This window comes from Coralloluteibacterium stylophorae, from assembly GCF_018122625.2.
In the GTDB taxonomy this organism is placed as follows: Bacteria; Pseudomonadota; Gammaproteobacteria; order Xanthomonadales; family Xanthomonadaceae; genus Coralloluteibacterium; species Coralloluteibacterium stylophorae.
In genome coordinates this window covers 210,197-225,797 of the sequence record NZ_JAGQFT020000002.1, presented here as the reverse complement: position 1 = coordinate 225,797, position 15,601 = coordinate 210,197, and the positions used below count along the sequence as shown (strand labels likewise).

The following is a 15,601-nucleotide window of genomic DNA, read 5'->3' as shown; positions in this document are numbered from 1 at the left end:
CTGCGAGGCGCGACGCCGGCGGCCCATGGCACTCGAAATCCTCGTCGTCGCCGTCCTGATCCTGCTGAACGGCTTCTTCGCGCTGTCCGAGATGTCGGTCGTCACCGCGCGCAAGGCGCGCCTGCGCATGCTCGCCGAGACGAGCCGGCGCGCGCGCATGGCTGCGGACCTGGCCGAGCATCCGGAGCGCTTCCTGTCGACCGTGCAGGTCGGCATCACCCTGATCGGCATCCTCACCGGCGTGTTCGGCGGCGAGGCGATCGGCCTGCGCATCGCCGCCGCCCTGGAGCGGCTGGTCCCGGCGCTGGCGCCGATGCAGGGCTGGTTCTCGGCGGAGGGGCTCGGCCTGACCATCGCGGTCGTGCTGATCACCTTCTCCACGATCATCGTCGGCGAGCTGCTGCCCAAGCGCATCGCCCTGCTGGCGCCCGAGAAGCTGGCCATGGCGGTGGCGGCGCCGATGGGCGTGATGGCGCGCATCGCCGCGCCGGCGGTGTGGCTGCTGTCGACGGTGATGCGCGGGCTGATGAAGATCCTGCGCCTGGAACGCGACGGCGACGGCCGCATCTCCGAGGACGAGATCCACCTGATGCTCCTGGAGAGCCAGCACCAGGGCGTGATCGACCGCGACGAGCGCAGCATGGCCACGCGCGTGCTGCGGCTGGGCGACCGCACCGCCGACAGCCTGATGACCCCGCGCACGCGCATCGTCTGGCTGGATGCCGGCGCCGCGCGCGCCGAGAACCTGGCGACCATGCGCGCCACGCCGTATTCGCGCTACCCCGTGCTGCGCGGCGGCGAGGAGGACATCGTCGGCGTGCTGGAGGTGAAGTCGCTGCTCGGTGGGCTCGACGCCGGCGGCGGCGACCTCTTCGCCCAGCTGCGCGACACGCTGTTCGTGTCCGAGTCGACGCCGGCGCTGAAGCTGATCGAGATCTTCCGCGAGGAGGAGCAGACCCTGGCCCTGGTCGTCGACGAGTACGGCGACATCCAGGGCATGGTGACCCTCAACGACGTGCTCGGCGCCATCGTCGGGCGCCAGGGCGCCAGCGAGCGCGGCAGCGCCCAGGCGCAGGTGGTGACCCGGGCGGACGGCTCGCTGCTGGTCGACGGCGCGCTGTCGATCGACGACCTCGGCGAGCTGCTCGACCTGCGCGAGTTCCCCGGCCGCGACGAGCACGACTACCACACGCTCGCCGGCATGGCGATCGCGCAGTGGGGGCGGATTCCGCAGGTCGGAGAGGCCTTCGACTGGAAGGACTGGCGCTTCGAGATCGTCGACCTCGACGGCGCGCGGATCGACAAGCTGCTGGTGCAGCGCGCCGCCGGCACCGGAGCGGCGCCAGCCGACGGGGCGTGACGACCCGCAGGCCGAAGCGGTTCATGCCGCCTTGAACGTGCGGCAGCAAGACTCTGCGCGCATGTCCGAGCCACTGAGTACGCGCGCCCTGCTGGAGGTCGTCGCCACCGGCGAACCGCGCGAGACGGTGACGCTCGACTGGCTGCTCGACGAGTTCCGCGCGCGCGCCTTCGGGGTGCTCCTGCTGGCCGCGACGCTGCTGAGCTTCATCCCCCTGCCGGTCGGCGTGGGCGCGGTGGCCGGGCCACTGGTGAGCCTGGTCGGCGTCCAGCTCCTGGTCCTGCTGCCGCATCCGTGGCTGCCGGGCTTCCTGCTGCGGCGCGGCGTGCGCCGCGGCAGGATCCAGCGCTTCCGCGACCGCATGGCGCCCTGGCTGGCGCGCCTCGAGCGGGTGAGCCGGCCCCGCGCCGAAGTCATGTTCACCCCCAGCGCGAAGTTCTTCACCGGCCTGCTCCTGCTGGTGCTGGGGATCCTGCTGGCGCTGCCGATCCCGCTGACCAACTATCCCTTCGGCCTGGTCCTGCTCGCCTTCTGCGTGGCCCTGATCGAACGCGACGGCGTCGTCCTCGCGGTGGCGTGGTGCCTGGGGCTGATCGAGATCGCCGCCTGCATCGTGCTGTCGAACCAGGTGATCCGCGCGATCGAGCACACCATCGACTGGATGCGCGGGTTGTTCTGAGGCCCTCTGTTGCGCACCGCAGCACATGCCGTACTGTCGACGCATGTGCTCGATCTTCGCCATCCTCGACATCCGCGGCGACGACGCCGCGGCCCTGCGTCCGCTCGCGCTGGAGGCCTCGCGCTGCATGCGCCACCGCGGACCCGACTGGTCGGGCGTGCACGTCGACGACGGTGCGGTCCTGGTGCACGAGCGCCTGGCGATCGTCGGTCTCGACTCCGGTGCGCAGCCGCTCTACAGCCCCGACCGCCGCCACGTCCTCGCGGTCAACGGCGAGATCTACAACCACCGCGCGCTGCGCGCGAGCCTGGAGCACGCCTACGACTTCGCCACCCACTCCGACTGCGAGGTGGTGCTGCCGCTGTATCGGGACGGACCGGACCCGGAGGCGATCGCCGCCTGGCTGAACCGGCTGGAGGGCATGTTCGCCTTCGTGCTGTGGGACAGCATGGAACGGCGCTGGCTGATCGCGCGCGACCCGGTCGGCATCGTGCCGCTGTACTGGGGCCGCGACGCCGACGGTTGCCTGCACGTCGCCTCCGAGATGAAGGGCCTGGCGGAACGCTGCGAACACGTGGAGGAGTTCCCGCCGGGGCACTTCTGGACCGATGCCGATCCGGCGCCGCGCCGGTACTGGACGCCGCGCTGGCGCGACTACGCCACGGTCGCCGGCGCAGGCGCCGGACGCGACGCGATCCGGCATGCGCTCGAGGAGGCGGTGAGGAGCCACCTGATGTGCGACGTGCCCTACGGGGTGCTGCTGTCCGGCGGACTGGACTCGTCGCTGGTCGCGGCGATCGCCAAGAAGTACGCCGCGCGCCGGATCGAGGACGACAGCCGCAGCGAGGCCTGGTGGCCGCAGCTGCACAGCTTCGCCATCGGCCTTCCGGGTTCGCCCGATCTGGCCGCCGCCGCGCAGGTCGCCGCGCATATCGGCACCGTCCACCACGGCATCGAGTTCTCGGTGCAGGAAGGACTGGACGCCCTGCCCGAGGTGATCCGCCACCTCGAGACCTACGACGTCACCACCGTGCGCGCCTCCACCCCGATGTACCTGATGGCGCGGCGGATCCGCGCGATGGGCATCAAGATGGTGCTGTCGGGGGAAGGCTCCGACGAGCTGTTCGGCGGCTACCTCTACTTCCACAAGGCGCCCGATGCGAGGGCCCTGCACGAGGAGACGGTGCGCAAGCTCGACGCCCTGCACCTGTTCGACTGCCTGCGGGCGAACAAGTCGATGGCCGCCTGGGGCGTCGAGGCGCGGGTGCCCTTCCTCGACCGCGGCTTCGTCGACGCGGCGATGTCGCTGGACCCGGAGGTCAAGCTCTCGGGCCGGGCGCGCGGACGCATCGAGAAGCAGTTCCTGCGCGAGGCCTTCGCCGGCTATCTGCCGGACCCGATCCTGTGGCGGCAGAAGGAGCAGTTCTCCGACGGCGTGGGCTATTCCTGGATCGACTCGCTCAGGGCGCATGCCGAGGCCGCGGTCGGCGACGCCGACCTCGCTGCCGCGGCGGAGCGATTCCCGCACAACACGCCGCAGACCAGGGAGGCCTACCTCTACCGCGACCTGTTCCACCGCCACTATCCGCAGGACTGGGCGGCGAAGCTGGTCCCGGGCGGCCCCTCGGTGGCTTGCTCGACCGCGGCGGCGCTGGAGTGGGATCCGTCGCTGAAGACGCACCTCGACCCGTCGGGACGCGCGGTCGCGGCCGTCCACAACGCAGCGTACTGAGGCCGGATCAGAGCTCGGCGTCGCCCTGCGGCCGTCGCGCCAGTTGCCAGGCCCGGGCGAGCGCGGCCGGTGCGAAGCCTTGCGGCAGCGCCACCGGCGGCGTCGAGGTCGTCTCGAGCCGGCCCGCCTCTGCCAGCACCGCCGCCATCGCCAGGCGATCCGCCGCGACCAGCGCCGGCGCCAGCGGCGTGCGCACCCGCGACAGCCCGGCGCGCACCGCGAGCGCCTCGACCACGCCCGGCGGCAGGCCCCACTGCCGCGCGACCTGGTGCGCCGCGCGGCGGCAGCGCAGGCCGAAATCCTCCAGGTCCTGGGCATCGGGCTGCGCGGGCAGGCCGGCGTCGCCGCGCATCAGCGTCATCGCGCCGATGTTGCAGACGATGCCGGCGAGGAAGGCTTCGAACGCCGCGCCTCCCGCAGGCGCGAGCGCCGCGCAGGCCTCGGCGCAGCGCTCGGCATGGGTCCACAGGCGGGCGCCGGCGACGGCCGACGGGCCGCTGCCGGCGGTGTGGATGGGGCGGGTCATCACCCGCGCGATCACCCGGCGCAGCCCCTCCTCGCCCAGCATGACCACCGCGCCGCGCACGCTGGTGATCGCGCGCGCGGCCCCGTAGTGCGCGCTGTTGGCGGCGCGCAGCACCTCCACCACCAGCGCCGGGTCGCGCGCCAGCAGCCTGGCAAGGCCCTCGCCGCTGGCCTTGCTGCTGCGCATCGCCTGCAGGAGCTGCGGGATGACGGTCGGCAGGCGCGGCAGCGCATCGGCGTCCACCGGCTCCTCACGCTCGCGGTCCCGTGGCCGGCGCGGCGAGACGGGTGCGTCCTGCGGCGCCGGCTCGGCGATCCCCAGCACGTGGCAGAGGAAGCGGATCTCGAGCGCCTCCGCGGCCAGCAGATCGGCGTCGCCCACGCCGTCCGCGGCATCCAGCGCCTCGTGCCCGGGCCCGGGCTGCGCATCGTCCGCCGGCCGGCGCGGCCACCACCGTTCCCACCAGCTCCGCCTGCCGTGCGTGTCCGCAGATCCGCCCACCGTCATCGCCGCTCAGTAGCTGCCCGTGTCCAGGCGCGGCTCGGCATCGTAGCCGCGCAGTCCCGCGCGGCACAGCTGGCGCATGGCCTCCGCGCTCATCGGCCGCGCCAGCCAGAAGCCCTGCGCCAGGTCGCAGCCGCGCTCGCGCAGGATGTCGTGCTGGCCCTCGCTCTCCACGCCCTCGGCCACCACGGTGATTCCCAGCGAGTGCGCCATCGCGATGATGGCCGAGGTCAGGGCGAGGTCGTCGGGATCGCGCAGCACGTCGGTCACGAAGCTGCGGTCGATCTTGACCCCGTCCACCGGCACCCGCCGCAGATGGCTCAGGCCGGAGAAGCCGGTGCCGAAGTCGTCGAGCCAGACCCGCACGCCGGTGCCGCGCAGGCGCGCGAGCAGCGCGCCGGCCTGGATCTCGTCGCCGAGGATGGTGGTCTCGGTCAGCTCCACGTGCAGCCGTCCCGGCGGCAGGCCGCTGTCGGCCAGCGCCGCGGCCACCACCTCGGGCAGGTCGCCGCTGCGCAGCTGCCGGGCCGACACGTTGACCGCGATGAAGGGCGCCTCCTCGTCGTCGTCGGCGCCGACCCAGCGCGCGGCGTCCTCGCAGGCGCGGGCGATGACCGCGCGACCGAGCAGGTCGATCAGTCCGCTCTGTTCGGCCACGTCGATGAACACCGACGGCGGGATCATCCCGTGCTCGGGATGCTTCCAGCGCAGCAGCGCCTCGGCACCGACGATGTGTCCGTCGGCGAGCTGGTAGATCGGCTGGTAGTCGAGGCTGAGCTCGCCACGCTCCCAGGCCCCGCGCAGGTCGCTCTCCATCTGCATGCGGCGGCCGACGGCCTGGTCCATGGCGCGGCTGTAGAAGCGGTAGCAGTGCTTGCCGGCGAGCTTGGCCTGGTACATCGCGACGTCGCCGTTCTTCAGCAGCACGCCGGCGCCGGTGGCGTCCTGCGGCGCCAGGGTGATGCCCACCGACGCGCCGAGCACCACCTGCTGTCCCAGCACCTGGAACGGCTGCTGCAGGGCCGCGATCACCGACTCCGCCAGCAGCGCGGCGCGCTGGCGCATGTCGGCCCCCGAGACCAGCGCGATGAACTCGTCGCCGCCGAAGCGCGCCAGTGCGGCCGACTCGCCGCCGACCTCGGCGACGCAGACGTAGAGCCGCTCGGCCAGCTCGCCCAGCACCTCGTCGCCGGCATCGTGGCCGAGGGTGTCGTTGATGCGCTTGAAGTCGTCGAGGTCGACGAACAGCAGGGCCAGCTGCCCGCCGTCGTCGAGCTGCTCGCGCAGGCGCGCATCCAGCAGCTCGCGCAGGGCGAGGCGGTTGGGCAGGCCGGTGAGCGCGTCGCTGTAGGCCATGCTGCGGATGTCGCGGTCGTGGCGGGCGACGCTCTCGCTCATGCGCCCGAACGCGCGGGTCAGGTCGCCGATCTCGTCGCGCCGGCGGCTGTCGCGGCCGTCCAGCAGGCCCGGCACGTCGAAGCGCCCGGCCTCGATCTCGCGCGCCGCATCGGCCAGGCGCCGGATCGGGCGCACGAACCAGCGCTCGAGCAGGAACGACAGCAGCAGCGTGGCCGCCACCGCGCCGAGCACGAACACCACCTGCCAGTGCATCTGCCGGCGGGAAAGGTCCTGCAGGCGCTCGCCCAGCGCCGCCTGCGCCTCGGCCTGCTGCGCGGCGATGCGCTCCAGGCCGTAGCCGACGCGCAATCCGCCCAGGCGCCCGCCGTCGCCGCGGATCGGGCCGGCGACGTCCATGACCTCGTCCGACCACTGCACCACCGGCTCGGGCGAGGCGATCGCCTGGAACGCGAAGGGATCGTCCATGGGCGCGCCGACGCTGGCATCGCCGGCACCGTCGTGCACGATGCGGCCCTCGGCATCGAAGACGTAGACGTAGACGACGTCGGTCTGCCTGCGGACCGAGCCCAGGATCCGGCCGATGGCGGCGCGGTCGCCTGCGGCGAGCGGAGCGGCAAGCGCCGCCGCGCTCTGCGCGACCTGGTCCTGGCCGCGCCGCTGCAGGCTGCTGAAGGCGAGCTGGTGCAGCGATTCGGATCCGTGCCGGATCACGGCGTCGGCGCCGCGCCCCTGCTGGTACCAGAGCAGGCAGACCGTCGCCACCAGCGCCAGCGAGATCGCCGCGAGCAGCAGGGCGAAGCGCGTCGACAGCCCGAGCGCGGGACGCGCCTGCGCAGCGGCCACGGGTGTCTCCCGCGCTGGGTCCACGCTCATCCCGGATACCGCCTCATGTGCTGCCACGCCCCCCGTCCCGTGACCGTGTCGCGCCTGCGCTGGCTGCCGCGCAGCGGGCCTCCGCCCGGCGGCGATGCCGTCGCAGGCCGCCGGTCCGGTGCCTGATCCCCGAGCCTAGCCCATCCGCACGGGGGGCGTCATCGGCTCCTCGCATCCTCGCCGGCCAGGCGCGCCATGCGCTGGGCGTCGGCGAGGATGCCGCGCAGGATGCGCAGCTCGCGCGACTCCGGCTTGGCCCGCGCGAACAGCCGGCGCAGGCGGCGCATCACCGTGTCCGGCGCCCGCTTCTTGTGGAAGTCGATGTCGTGCAGGGCCTGGTCGAGGTGGACGAAGAAGTTCTCCAGCTCCGCCTGGGGAGCCGGCCCCTCGCCCTCCTCGCCGGCGACCTCGGTGACCGGAGCCGCGCCCTCGGCGAGGAGCCCGAGGCGCAGCTCGTAGGCCAGCACCTGCACCGAGGCGGCGAGGTTGAGCGAGCTGAACTCGGGATTCGAGGGAATGTGGATGGCGACGTCGCAGCGCATCAGCTCGTCGTTGGTGAGGCCGGTGCGCTCGCGCCCGAACACCAGCGCCACCGGCCCGCGCCGCGCCGCCTCCAGGATCCGCGGGACCGCCTCGCGCGGGGTCAGCTCGGGCAGCTGCACGCGGCGGCTGCGCGCGGTGCAGCCGAACACGGTGACGCAGTCGGCGAGCGCCGCGGGCAGGTCGTCGAAGCGCGGCGCGGCGTCGATCAGGTCGGTGGCGCCGGCGGCCATGGCGTCGGCGTCGCGGTCCGGCAGGGCCGGCGGCTCGACCAGGCTCATGCGCGCAAGCGCCATGGTCTTCATCGCCCGCGCGGCGGCGCCGATGTTGCCGGGGTGCTGGGTGCCGACGAGGACGAAACGGATGTCGTGGGACATGGGACGGGACAGGCGGACGGCGGGACGCGACAGTGTACGGAAGCCGCGGGCCCCACCGCCGGGTCTGGTAGACTGGCGCGTTCGCGGCGCCCCCGGCGCACGCCTCGCTCCTTACCAGCTCCCGGTGGTCCCCCGCATGCTCAAGCCTGCCGTCAACGTCATGGTCAAGGCCGCCCGCCAGGCCGGCAACGTGATCCTCCGCAACATGGCCCGGCTCGACAGCCTCAAGGTGGTCGAGAAGGCGCGCCAGGACTATGCCAGCGAAGTCGACTCGATGGCCGAGGCCGAGATCATCCGCGAGCTGCGCCGCGCCTACCCGGACGCCGGCTTCCTCGGCGAGGAAGGCGGCGCCATCGGCAAGGGCCGCGGCGGCGTGTTCGTGATCGACCCGCTCGACGGCACCAGCAACTACCTGCGCGGCTTCCCGCACTTCTGCGTGTCGATCGCCCTGGTCGAGAACGGCGAGCCGCAGCACGGCGTGGTCTACGACCCGATCCGCAACGACATCTTCACCGCCAGCCGCGGCTCCGGCGCCCAGCTCAACGACAAGAAGATCCGCGTCGCCGAGCGCAAGGACCTCGAGGGCGCGATGCTGCTGACCGGCTACTCGCCGCGCGAGCGCGAGCGCCTCGCCCCGCAGCTGGCCACCGTCGCCAACGTGCTCACCGTCGCCGAGGACGTGCGCCGCAGCGGCTCGGCCGCGCTCGACCTCGCCTATGTCGCCTGCGGCCGCGCCGACGCCTACTTCGAGGCCGGCATCAAGGCCTGGGACGTGGCCGCGGGCCTGCTCCTGGTGCGCGAGGCCGGCGGCAAGGTCTGCGACTTCCGCGGCGGCACCTCCAAGCTGATCGACATGAGCGGTCGCCCCGGCCAGATCGTCGCCGGCAACCTCAAGGTGGTCGACGACCTGCAGCAGCGGATCGTGGCGACGGGGTATGCGGCGGCGTTCTGATTGGGGGGAGCGGGAATCGGGACCCGGCACTCGGGAATGGTGAGGTCGTTAGGACTGACGCCCTGCCTCCCGTCGCGAGGCGGCTCGCACGCGGGTTCGCCCGCCCCGCAGACCCGCACGGCGACTGACGCCCCCGCACCGGGGCGTGCCGGTTCAAGCGGCGCGCGCCGAACCGCTGCGCCCCTTCCATTCCCGATTTCCGATTCCCGATTCCCGCTTCACCCGCCTACTCATGCACCACCGGCGGATGTCCATGCCCCGGCTCGTGCGCGTGCTCGTGGCCGGGCGGCGGGGCGCAGTGGGCGCTTTCCATCTGCAGCGTGGCGTGGTGGATGTCGAAGGCGTGCACGAGCCGGTGCGCGAGCTCGGCGCGCAGGGCGTCGTGGTCGTCGACGCCCTCGGCCATCACCACGTGCGCGGTGAGCGCCGGCGTGCGGCTGCCCAGCGACCACACGTGCAGGTCGTGTACGCCGGCCACGCCCGGTGTCTCGCGCAGCGTCCGGCGCACGGCGTCGAGGTCGAGCCCCTTGGGGATGCCCTCCAGCAGCACGTGCACCGCGTCGCGCACCAGCACCCAGGTCCGCGGCAGCACCCACAGGCCGATGGCGGCGGCGACGATGGGGTCGAGGACCACCCAGCCGGTGGCCATGATGACCGCGGCCGCGACCAGCACGCCGACCGACCCCAGCGCGTCCGCCCACACCTCGAGGTAGGCGCCGCGCATGTTGAGGTTCTCGCCGCTGCCGGCCTTGAGCAGGCGCATGCCGATCAGGTTCACCACCAGGCCGAGCCCGGCCACCACCATCATGCCGACCGATCCGATCTCGCCCGGATCGAGGAAGCGCCGCCACGCCTCGTACAGGATCCACAGCGAGGCGGCGAACAGCAGCACCCCGTTGGCCAGCGCGCCCAGCGCCTCCATGCGCACGTAGCCGTAGGTGCGCCTGGCGTCCGCCGGCCGCCGCGTCATCCGCACCGCGGTCAGCGCGATCAGGAGCGCGAAGGCGTCGGTGCCCATGTGCGCGGCGTCCGACAGCAGCGCGAGGCTGCCGGTGACCAGGCCGCCGACCACCTCCGCGGCCAGGAAGCCCACGGTCAGCCCGAACGCCCACCACAGCGGCCGCTCGTGGCGGATGTCGCCCAATCCGTGATCGTGGTCGTGGCCCATCGGATCCTCCTGCGGTCGGGCGCCTCCGCCTTGCCGGGAGGGGCCCCGGCGTCGCCACCGACAGGCATCCGCGCAGGGCCGACCCGACGGCGCAGCACCGTGGACCGGAACGGCGGCGACTGGCGAAGGTCGGTCGCGTGTGCACGCTCAAAGCGAAGCGGAAGGGTAACGGGCCCAGCTCCCGTAACACTATTTCCGCTCCCCCAACGACGAAGGCCGCCGGGGATGCCGGCGGCCTTCGCGGGACGCGATGCAGGCGCGGACGGCTACGGCCGGCGCGCGAGCTCCGCCTCGTCGCGGGCCTTCGGCATCAGGTCCTGCTTGTCGACGCCCAGGCGCAGCAGCAGCGGCGCCGACAGGAAGATCGTCGACAGCGTGCCGATCACGATGCCGATGATGATCACCAGCGCGAAGTTCTCCAGCGTCGGGCCGCCGAACAGGAACAGGGCCACCACCGTGAGCAGCGTGGTCAGGCTGGTCATGATCGTGCGCGAGAGCGTGCTGTTGACCGCGCGGTTCACCACCTGCACCGGATCCAGGTTGGTGGTGTTGCGGAACAGCTCGCGCACGCGGTCGAACACCACGATCTTGTCGTTGACCGAGTAGCCGTCGACCGCGAGCACCGCGGCCAGCACCACCAGGTCGAAATCGCGGCCGGTGAGCGCGAAGATGCCGAGCGTCACCAGCACGTCGTGCAGCTCGCCGACGACGGTGGCGACGCCGAACTTCCACTCGAAGCGCATCGCGATGTAGATCACGATGCCGGTGATCACCACCAGCACGGCGAGCAGGCCGTCCTGCGCCAGCTCCTCGCCGACCTGCGGGCCGACGAACTCGCTGCGGGTGACCGTGGACTCGGCACCGGTGGCGTCCAGCGCCTCGACCACGCGCGCGGCCAGCGCCGCGTTGCGCGCGTCCAGGCTGGACTCGGCCTCGTCGCCCGAAGCGGGACCGGCCGCGGCCTCCTCCGGCGCGCCGCCGCCCGCATCGGGCGGCAGCCGGATCGCGAAGCTGTCGGTGCCGAAGCGCTGCACCACCGCACCCTCGAAACCGGCCGCATCCAGTGCCTCGAGCACCTGCGGCTGCTCCATCTCGCGGTCGAACTGGACCTCGACCAGGGTGCCGCCGGTGAAGTCCAGGGCGAAGTTCAGGCCGCGGGTGGCCAGCGTCGTGATCGAACCGATCACCAGGAACAGGGCGACGATCATCGACACCCTGCGGATCCGCATGAAGTCGACGTTGCTGTTCGGATTGAAGAATTCCATTGCGCTTGCGTCTCCGAAACCGCGTCAGACGGAAACCGACTTGAGCTTGCGCCCATGTCCGTACACGAGGGTGGCGATGGCGCGGCTGACCGTGACCGAGGTGAACACCGAGGTCAGGGTGCCGACCAGCAGCACCACGGCGAAGCCGCGCACCGCGCCGACCGCCATCGCGATCAGGGCGATCGCGGAGATCAGCTTGGTCACGTTCGAATCGAAGATGACCGTCCAGGCGCGCTCGTAGCCCGCGCGGATGCTGTTGGCGGGCGTGTTGCCGACCCGCAGCTCGTCGCGGATGCGCTCGAGGATCAGCACGTTGCCGTCGATCGCCATGCCCAGGGTGAGCACGATGCCGGCGATGCCGGGCATGGTCAGCGTGGCGCCCATCAGGCTCAGCACCGCGGTCAGCAGCAACAGGTTGACCAGCAGCGCAGTGACCGAGATCAGGCCGAACAGCCGGTAGTAGACGACCATCAGCACGCACAGCGCGACGAAGCCGATCAGCAGCGCGCGCGCGCCGGCCTCGATGTTCTCCTGGCCGAGCGACGGGCCGATCACGCGCTCCTCGACGATGTCCACCGGCGCCGCCAGCGAACCGGCGCGCAGCAGCAGGGCGAGGTTGGCGGCCTCGTCCGGGCTGTCGAGGCCGGTGGTCTGGAACTGGCTGCCGAACACGCCCTGGATGGTGGCGACGCTGATCACCTCCTCGTTGACGCGGGTGCTGCGCACCTCCTCGCCGTCGACCATGCGCACCTCGGGGATGCGCTCGGTCAGCACCACGCCCATGCCGTTGCCGACGTTCTCGCGGGTGAAGGCCTGCATGGCGTCGCCGCCGACGCTGTCCAGCCGCACCGACACCGCCGGAGTGCCGGACTGCGGATCGGTGATCGAGGTCGCGCTGACCAGCTGGTCGCCGCTGGCGATCACGCGGCGCGACAGCAGCACCGGCGCACCGCGCTGGCCGGGCTCGAGGCCGCGGCGGTAGAACAGTTCCGCGCCCGGCGGCACGCGCCCGCCCGCGGCCGCGGCCTGGGCGTCGGCGTCGCTGCCGGCGACCGCGCGGTACTCCAGGGTCGCGGTGGCGCCGAGGATGCGCTTGGCCGCGGCGGTGTCCTGCACGCCGGGCAGCTGCACCACGATGCGGTTGGCGCCCTGGCGCTGGATCAGCGGCTCGGCCACGCCGAGCTCGTTGATGCGGTTGCCGAGGGTGGCGATGTTCTGCTGGATCGCGCCGTCGAGGATCTGCTGCAGTTCGTCCGGGCGGATCGTCACCTCGAGCGCGCTATCGCCGGCATTGGTGACCTGGAGCTGCTGCAGACCCGACTGGATCGCGCTGCGCGCCGCGTCGCGCGCGTCCTCGGACTGCAGGCGCACGGCGATCGTGTCGCCGCTGTGGCTGACCGCGGCGCCCTCGACGCCGGCGTCGCGCAGCGCGTTGCGCACGTTGCCGGCGAAGGCCTCGAGCTGGCGTTCGCGACCGGCGTCGACGTCGACCTCCATCAGGAAGTGCACGCCGCCCTGCAGGTCCAGGCCCAGCGGCATCGGCCCGGCGCCGATCGCGTCGAGCCAGTCGGGCACCGTGTTGGCGAGGTTGAGGGCGACGCTGTAGTCGGAGCCGAGCTCGCTGCGCAGCAGTTCCGCGGCGCGCGCCTGGCCGTCGAGGTCGCCGACGCGCACCAGCAGCGCGCCCTCCTCCATCGCCACGGACTCGAAGCCGATGCCGGCCTCCTCGAGCGCGCCGCGCACGCGCGGCACCATGGCCTCGCTCACCGGCGCGCCGCGTGCGGCGGTGATCTGGACGGCGGGATCCTGCGGGAACAGGTTCGGGATCGCGTAGAAGACGCTGAGCGCGATCACGATCGCGACCAGCGCATAGCGCCAGCGGGCAAACTCGAGCATGTGCGTTCCATCCCCGGCGGTCCGGAACGCGGGCCGGCGGGGCGCTGATTGGGGCCGATCAGGCCCGGGTCAAGGTGCGGTGGTCGTCGAACGAGGACGGCGGCCTCGCGGCCGCCGTCGGATCGGGTGCGTCAGGCCGCCTTGAGCGTGCCCTTCGGCAGCACGGTGGAGATCGCGCCGCGCTGGATCTTGATGCGCACGCCTTCGGCGATCTCCACGCTGATGAAGTTGTCGCCGATGTTCTCGACGCGGCCGGCGATGCCGCCGGTGGTGACCACCTCGTCGCCCTTCTGCAGCTTGTCGAGCATGGCGCGATGCTCCTTCTGCCGCTTCATCTGCGGGCGGATCATCATGAAGTACATCAGCACGAAGAACAGGCCGAGCATCACGAAGGTCGGAATCATGCTCGGCTGCTGGCCGGCGGCGGGCGCGGCCTGGGCGGCGGCCGGGGAGATCAGGAAATCGAGCAGGCTCATCACGGGTACCGTCGAGATCGGGTCAAAGAAGCGGGATTATGCCAGAGGCCCCGGGGCGTCGCAGGAAGCCGGTGTGGTGCCCGATGGGACGGGCCCTGGGCCTTGGGGCTGGAGGGGTCGGGAGTCGGGGATCGAGCGTGGGCAGTGGACTCAGGGCCCGGCGCCTGCCCCGTGCCCCGTGCCCCGTGCCCCGTTCCCCGCCCCTCACCCGGCCCGTCGCGGCTGAAGCCGCTCCCACAGCGGGCGGCTCAGGCGTGCGGCTGGGCGCGCTGGGCGTGGAAGCGGGCGCGGAAGGCCTCGAACTCGCCCGCCTCGATCGCCGCCCGGATGCCCTGCATCAGCTCCTGGTAGTAGTGCAGGTTGTGCACGGTCGCCAGCATCGGACCGAGCATCTCGCCGCAGCGGTCGAGATGGCGCAGGTAGCTGCGGCTGAAGCCCGAGGCGCAGGCGTGGCAGGTGCATTCCGGGTCGATGGGACGGGTGTCGTGCTCGTAGCGCTGGTTGCGGATGCGCACCGTGCCGAAGCGGGTGAAGTAGTGCCCGTTGCGCGCGTTGCGGGTCGGCATCACGCAGTCGAACATGTCGATCCCGCGCGCCACCGCCTCGACGATGTCCTCCGGCCGCCCGACTCCCATCAGGTAGCGCGGGCGGTCGGCCGGCAGCTGCGGGCAGGTGTGCTCGAGCGTCGCGTTGCGCTCGCTCTCGGGCTCGCCCACGGCCAGGCCGCCCACGGCGTAGCCGTCGAAGTCCAGCTCCATCAGCCCGCGCACCGAGCGCGTGCGCAGGGCCGGGTGCACCCCGCCCTGCACGATGCCGAACAGCGCCGCATCGTTGCCCTCGTGCGCGCGCTTCGACCGCTCCGCCCAGCGCAGCGAGAGCTCCATCGAGCGCCGCGCCACGTCCTCGGTGGCCGGGTACGGGGTGCATTCGTCGAAGATCATCACCACGTCGGAGTCGAGCACCTTCTGGATGCGCATGCTCTCCTCCGGACCGAGGAAGACCTTCGCGCCGTCCACCGGCGAGGCGAAGCGGACGCCCTCCTCGGTGATCTTGCGCTTGTGCGCCAGCGAGAAGACCTGGAAGCCGCCGGAGTCGGTCAGGATCGGCCCGTCCCAGCGGTTGAAGCCGTGCAGCCCGCCATGGGCCTCGATCACCTCCAGTCCCGGACGCAGGAACAGGTGGAAGGTATTGCCGAGGATCATCTCCGCGCCGATCTCGCGCAGGTCGCGCGGGAACATGCCCTTGACCGTTCCGTAGGTGCCGACCGGCATGAACGCCGGCGTCTGGACCGTCCCGCGCGGGAAGGTCATCCGCCCGCGGCGCGCGGCGCCGTCGGTGCGGTCGAGGGTGAAGGTGAGTCGGGACATGGCGTCGGGCGCGCGGCAGGAAGCCGGCCATTGTCGCAGGTCGGAGGCGCCGCGCGCCGACGCGTCCGCCCGGTCTATGCTCGCGGCCTTTCCGCCGCGCATCCGCCATGGCCGACACCTACGCCATCCGCCACCGGACACCCTCCAGCACGACCTACCGCGAACTGCGCACGGCCTGCGGCCTGAGCGCGAAATCCGAGGCGGCGGCGCGCCGTGGCCTGGCCGGGACGCTGTTCGCGGTGGAGGTGCTGCACGGGGACGAGACAGTGGGCATGGGACGCGTCATCGGCGACGGCGGCTGCTTCTTCCAGGTCGTCGACATCGCCGTCCTCCCCGCACACCAGGGTCGGGGCCTGGGCACGCGGATCATGGGCGAGATCCGCGCCTGGATCGACGCGCACGTGCCGCCGGGCGGCTACGTCAGCCTGCTCGCCGACGGCGGGGCGCAGGCGCTCTACGCCCGGTTCGGCTTCGCCCCGACCGCGCCGGCCTCGATCGGCATGGCGCTGAAGAAGGACTGAGCGCAT

13 protein-coding genes are annotated in these 15,601 nt (G+C 72.3%); 5 read left to right on the top strand and 8 right to left on the bottom strand.

What is annotated here, in order from left to right; translation table 11 throughout:
- Window positions 1-25 precede the first annotated feature (25 nt).
- The 3 genes from KB893_RS03490 to asnB all read left to right on the top strand — a co-directional run bounded on the left by KB893_RS03490 (window position 26) and on the right by asnB (window position 3,771).
- The gene (locus tag KB893_RS03490) at window positions 26-1,360 is read left to right on the top strand and encodes a hemolysin family protein (protein WP_211925573.1); all 1,335 of its coding nucleotides are present in this window, start codon (window positions 26-28) and stop codon (window positions 1,358-1,360) included.
- A gap of 61 nt (window positions 1,361-1,421) precedes the next feature.
- On the top strand, window positions 1,422-2,039 hold the full coding sequence (locus KB893_RS03485; protein WP_211925574.1) for an exopolysaccharide biosynthesis protein: 618 nt from the start codon (window positions 1,422-1,424) through the stop codon (window positions 2,037-2,039).
- Between the two features lie 43 nt (window positions 2,040-2,082).
- Window positions 2,083-3,771, top strand: coding sequence for an asparagine synthase B (gene asnB, locus KB893_RS03480; RefSeq protein ID WP_211925601.1), 1,689 nt, complete (start codon window positions 2,083-2,085; stop codon window positions 3,769-3,771).
- A 7-nt stretch (window positions 3,772-3,778) separates the two neighbouring features.
- Here the strand turns inward: asnB and KB893_RS03475 are convergent, their stop codons facing one another.
- The 3 genes from KB893_RS03475 to KB893_RS03465 form a co-directional block, all read right to left on the bottom strand.
- Window positions 3,779-4,798 carry an HDOD domain-containing protein gene (locus KB893_RS03475; protein ID WP_211925575.1) on the bottom strand — a complete coding sequence of 340 codons (1,020 nt, stop codon included), beginning with the start codon at window positions 4,796-4,798 and terminating at the stop codon, window positions 3,779-3,781.
- A gap of 12 nt (window positions 4,799-4,810) precedes the next feature.
- Entirely contained in the window at window positions 4,811-7,003 is a 2,193-nt protein-coding gene (locus KB893_RS03470; RefSeq protein WP_338026841.1) for a putative bifunctional diguanylate cyclase/phosphodiesterase, read from the bottom strand.
- A 188-nt stretch (window positions 7,004-7,191) separates the two neighbouring features.
- Window positions 7,192-7,950 carry an RNA methyltransferase gene (locus KB893_RS03465; protein ID WP_211925577.1) on the bottom strand — a complete coding sequence of 253 codons (759 nt, stop codon included), beginning with the start codon at window positions 7,948-7,950 and terminating at the stop codon, window positions 7,192-7,194.
- A gap of 136 nt (window positions 7,951-8,086) precedes the next feature.
- Between KB893_RS03465 and KB893_RS03460 the strand changes: the two genes are divergently transcribed.
- Window positions 8,087-8,902 (top strand): inositol monophosphatase family protein, encoded by an 816-nt coding sequence (locus KB893_RS03460; protein ID WP_211925578.1) that lies wholly within the window; start codon window positions 8,087-8,089, stop codon window positions 8,900-8,902.
- A 226-nt stretch (window positions 8,903-9,128) separates the two neighbouring features.
- Here the strand turns inward: KB893_RS03460 and KB893_RS03455 are convergent, their stop codons facing one another.
- The 5 genes from KB893_RS03455 to tgt form a co-directional block, all read right to left on the bottom strand.
- A complete protein-coding gene (locus KB893_RS03455) occupies window positions 9,129-10,070 on the bottom strand; it encodes a cation diffusion facilitator family transporter (protein ID WP_211925579.1) in 942 nt (313 codons plus the stop codon).
- Window positions 10,071-10,336: 266 nt separating this feature from the next.
- Window positions 10,337-11,335 (bottom strand): protein translocase subunit SecF, encoded by a 999-nt coding sequence (secF, locus tag KB893_RS03450; protein WP_211925580.1) that lies wholly within the window; start codon window positions 11,333-11,335, stop codon window positions 10,337-10,339.
- Window positions 11,336-11,359: 24 nt separating this feature from the next.
- A complete protein-coding gene (gene secD, locus KB893_RS03445) occupies window positions 11,360-13,231 on the bottom strand; it encodes a protein translocase subunit SecD (RefSeq protein WP_213173439.1) in 1,872 nt (623 codons plus the stop codon).
- Window positions 13,232-13,362: 131 nt separating this feature from the next.
- Window positions 13,363-13,707 carry a preprotein translocase subunit YajC gene (gene yajC / locus KB893_RS03440; protein ID WP_211925582.1) on the bottom strand — a complete coding sequence of 115 codons (345 nt, stop codon included), beginning with the start codon at window positions 13,705-13,707 and terminating at the stop codon, window positions 13,363-13,365.
- A gap of 248 nt (window positions 13,708-13,955) precedes the next feature.
- Window positions 13,956-15,074, bottom strand: a complete 1,119-nt coding sequence (gene tgt, locus KB893_RS03435; protein ID WP_211925583.1) for a tRNA guanosine(34) transglycosylase Tgt — start codon at window positions 15,072-15,074, stop codon at window positions 13,956-13,958.
- Between the two features lie 107 nt (window positions 15,075-15,181).
- Here tgt and KB893_RS03430 point away from each other — a divergent pair, with 107 nt between their 5' ends.
- Window positions 15,182-15,595, top strand: coding sequence for a GNAT family N-acetyltransferase (locus KB893_RS03430; protein WP_211925584.1), 414 nt, complete (start codon window positions 15,182-15,184; stop codon window positions 15,593-15,595).
- The last annotated feature ends 6 nt before the right edge of the window (window positions 15,596-15,601 follow it).

What these genes read in the sequence shown, in the direction of transcription:
- KB893_RS03485 (WP_211925574.1), top strand. Translation starts at nt 1,422, where the DNA reads ATGTCCGAGCCACTGAGTACGCGCGCCCTGCTGGAGGTCGTCGCCACC.
- KB893_RS03460 (WP_211925578.1), top strand. Translation starts at nt 8,087, where the DNA reads ATGCTCAAGCCTGCCGTCAACGTCATGGTCAAGGCCGCCCGCCAGGCC.
- KB893_RS03455 (WP_211925579.1), bottom strand. Translation starts at nt 10,070, where the DNA reads ATGGGCCACGACCACGATCACGGATTGGGCGACATCCGCCACGAGCGG.
- secF (WP_211925580.1), bottom strand. Translation starts at nt 11,335, where the DNA reads ATGGAATTCTTCAATCCGAACAGCAACGTCGACTTCATGCGGATCCGC.
- tgt (WP_211925583.1), bottom strand. Translation starts at nt 15,074, where the DNA reads ATGTCCCGACTCACCTTCACCCTCGACCGCACCGACGGCGCCGCGCGC.
- asnB (WP_211925601.1), top strand. Translation starts at nt 2,083, where the DNA reads ATGTGCTCGATCTTCGCCATCCTCGACATCCGCGGCGACGACGCCGCG.
- secD (WP_213173439.1), bottom strand. Translation starts at nt 13,231, where the DNA reads ATGCTCGAGTTTGCCCGCTGGCGCTATGCGCTGGTCGCGATCGTGATC.
- yajC (WP_211925582.1), bottom strand. Translation starts at nt 13,707, where the DNA reads ATGAGCCTGCTCGATTTCCTGATCTCCCCGGCCGCCGCCCAGGCCGCG.
- KB893_RS03430 (WP_211925584.1), top strand. Translation starts at nt 15,182, where the DNA reads ATGGCCGACACCTACGCCATCCGCCACCGGACACCCTCCAGCACGACC.
- KB893_RS03465 (WP_211925577.1), bottom strand. Translation starts at nt 7,950, where the DNA reads ATGTCCCACGACATCCGTTTCGTCCTCGTCGGCACCCAGCACCCCGGC.
- KB893_RS03490 (WP_211925573.1), top strand. Translation starts at nt 26, where the DNA reads ATGGCACTCGAAATCCTCGTCGTCGCCGTCCTGATCCTGCTGAACGGC.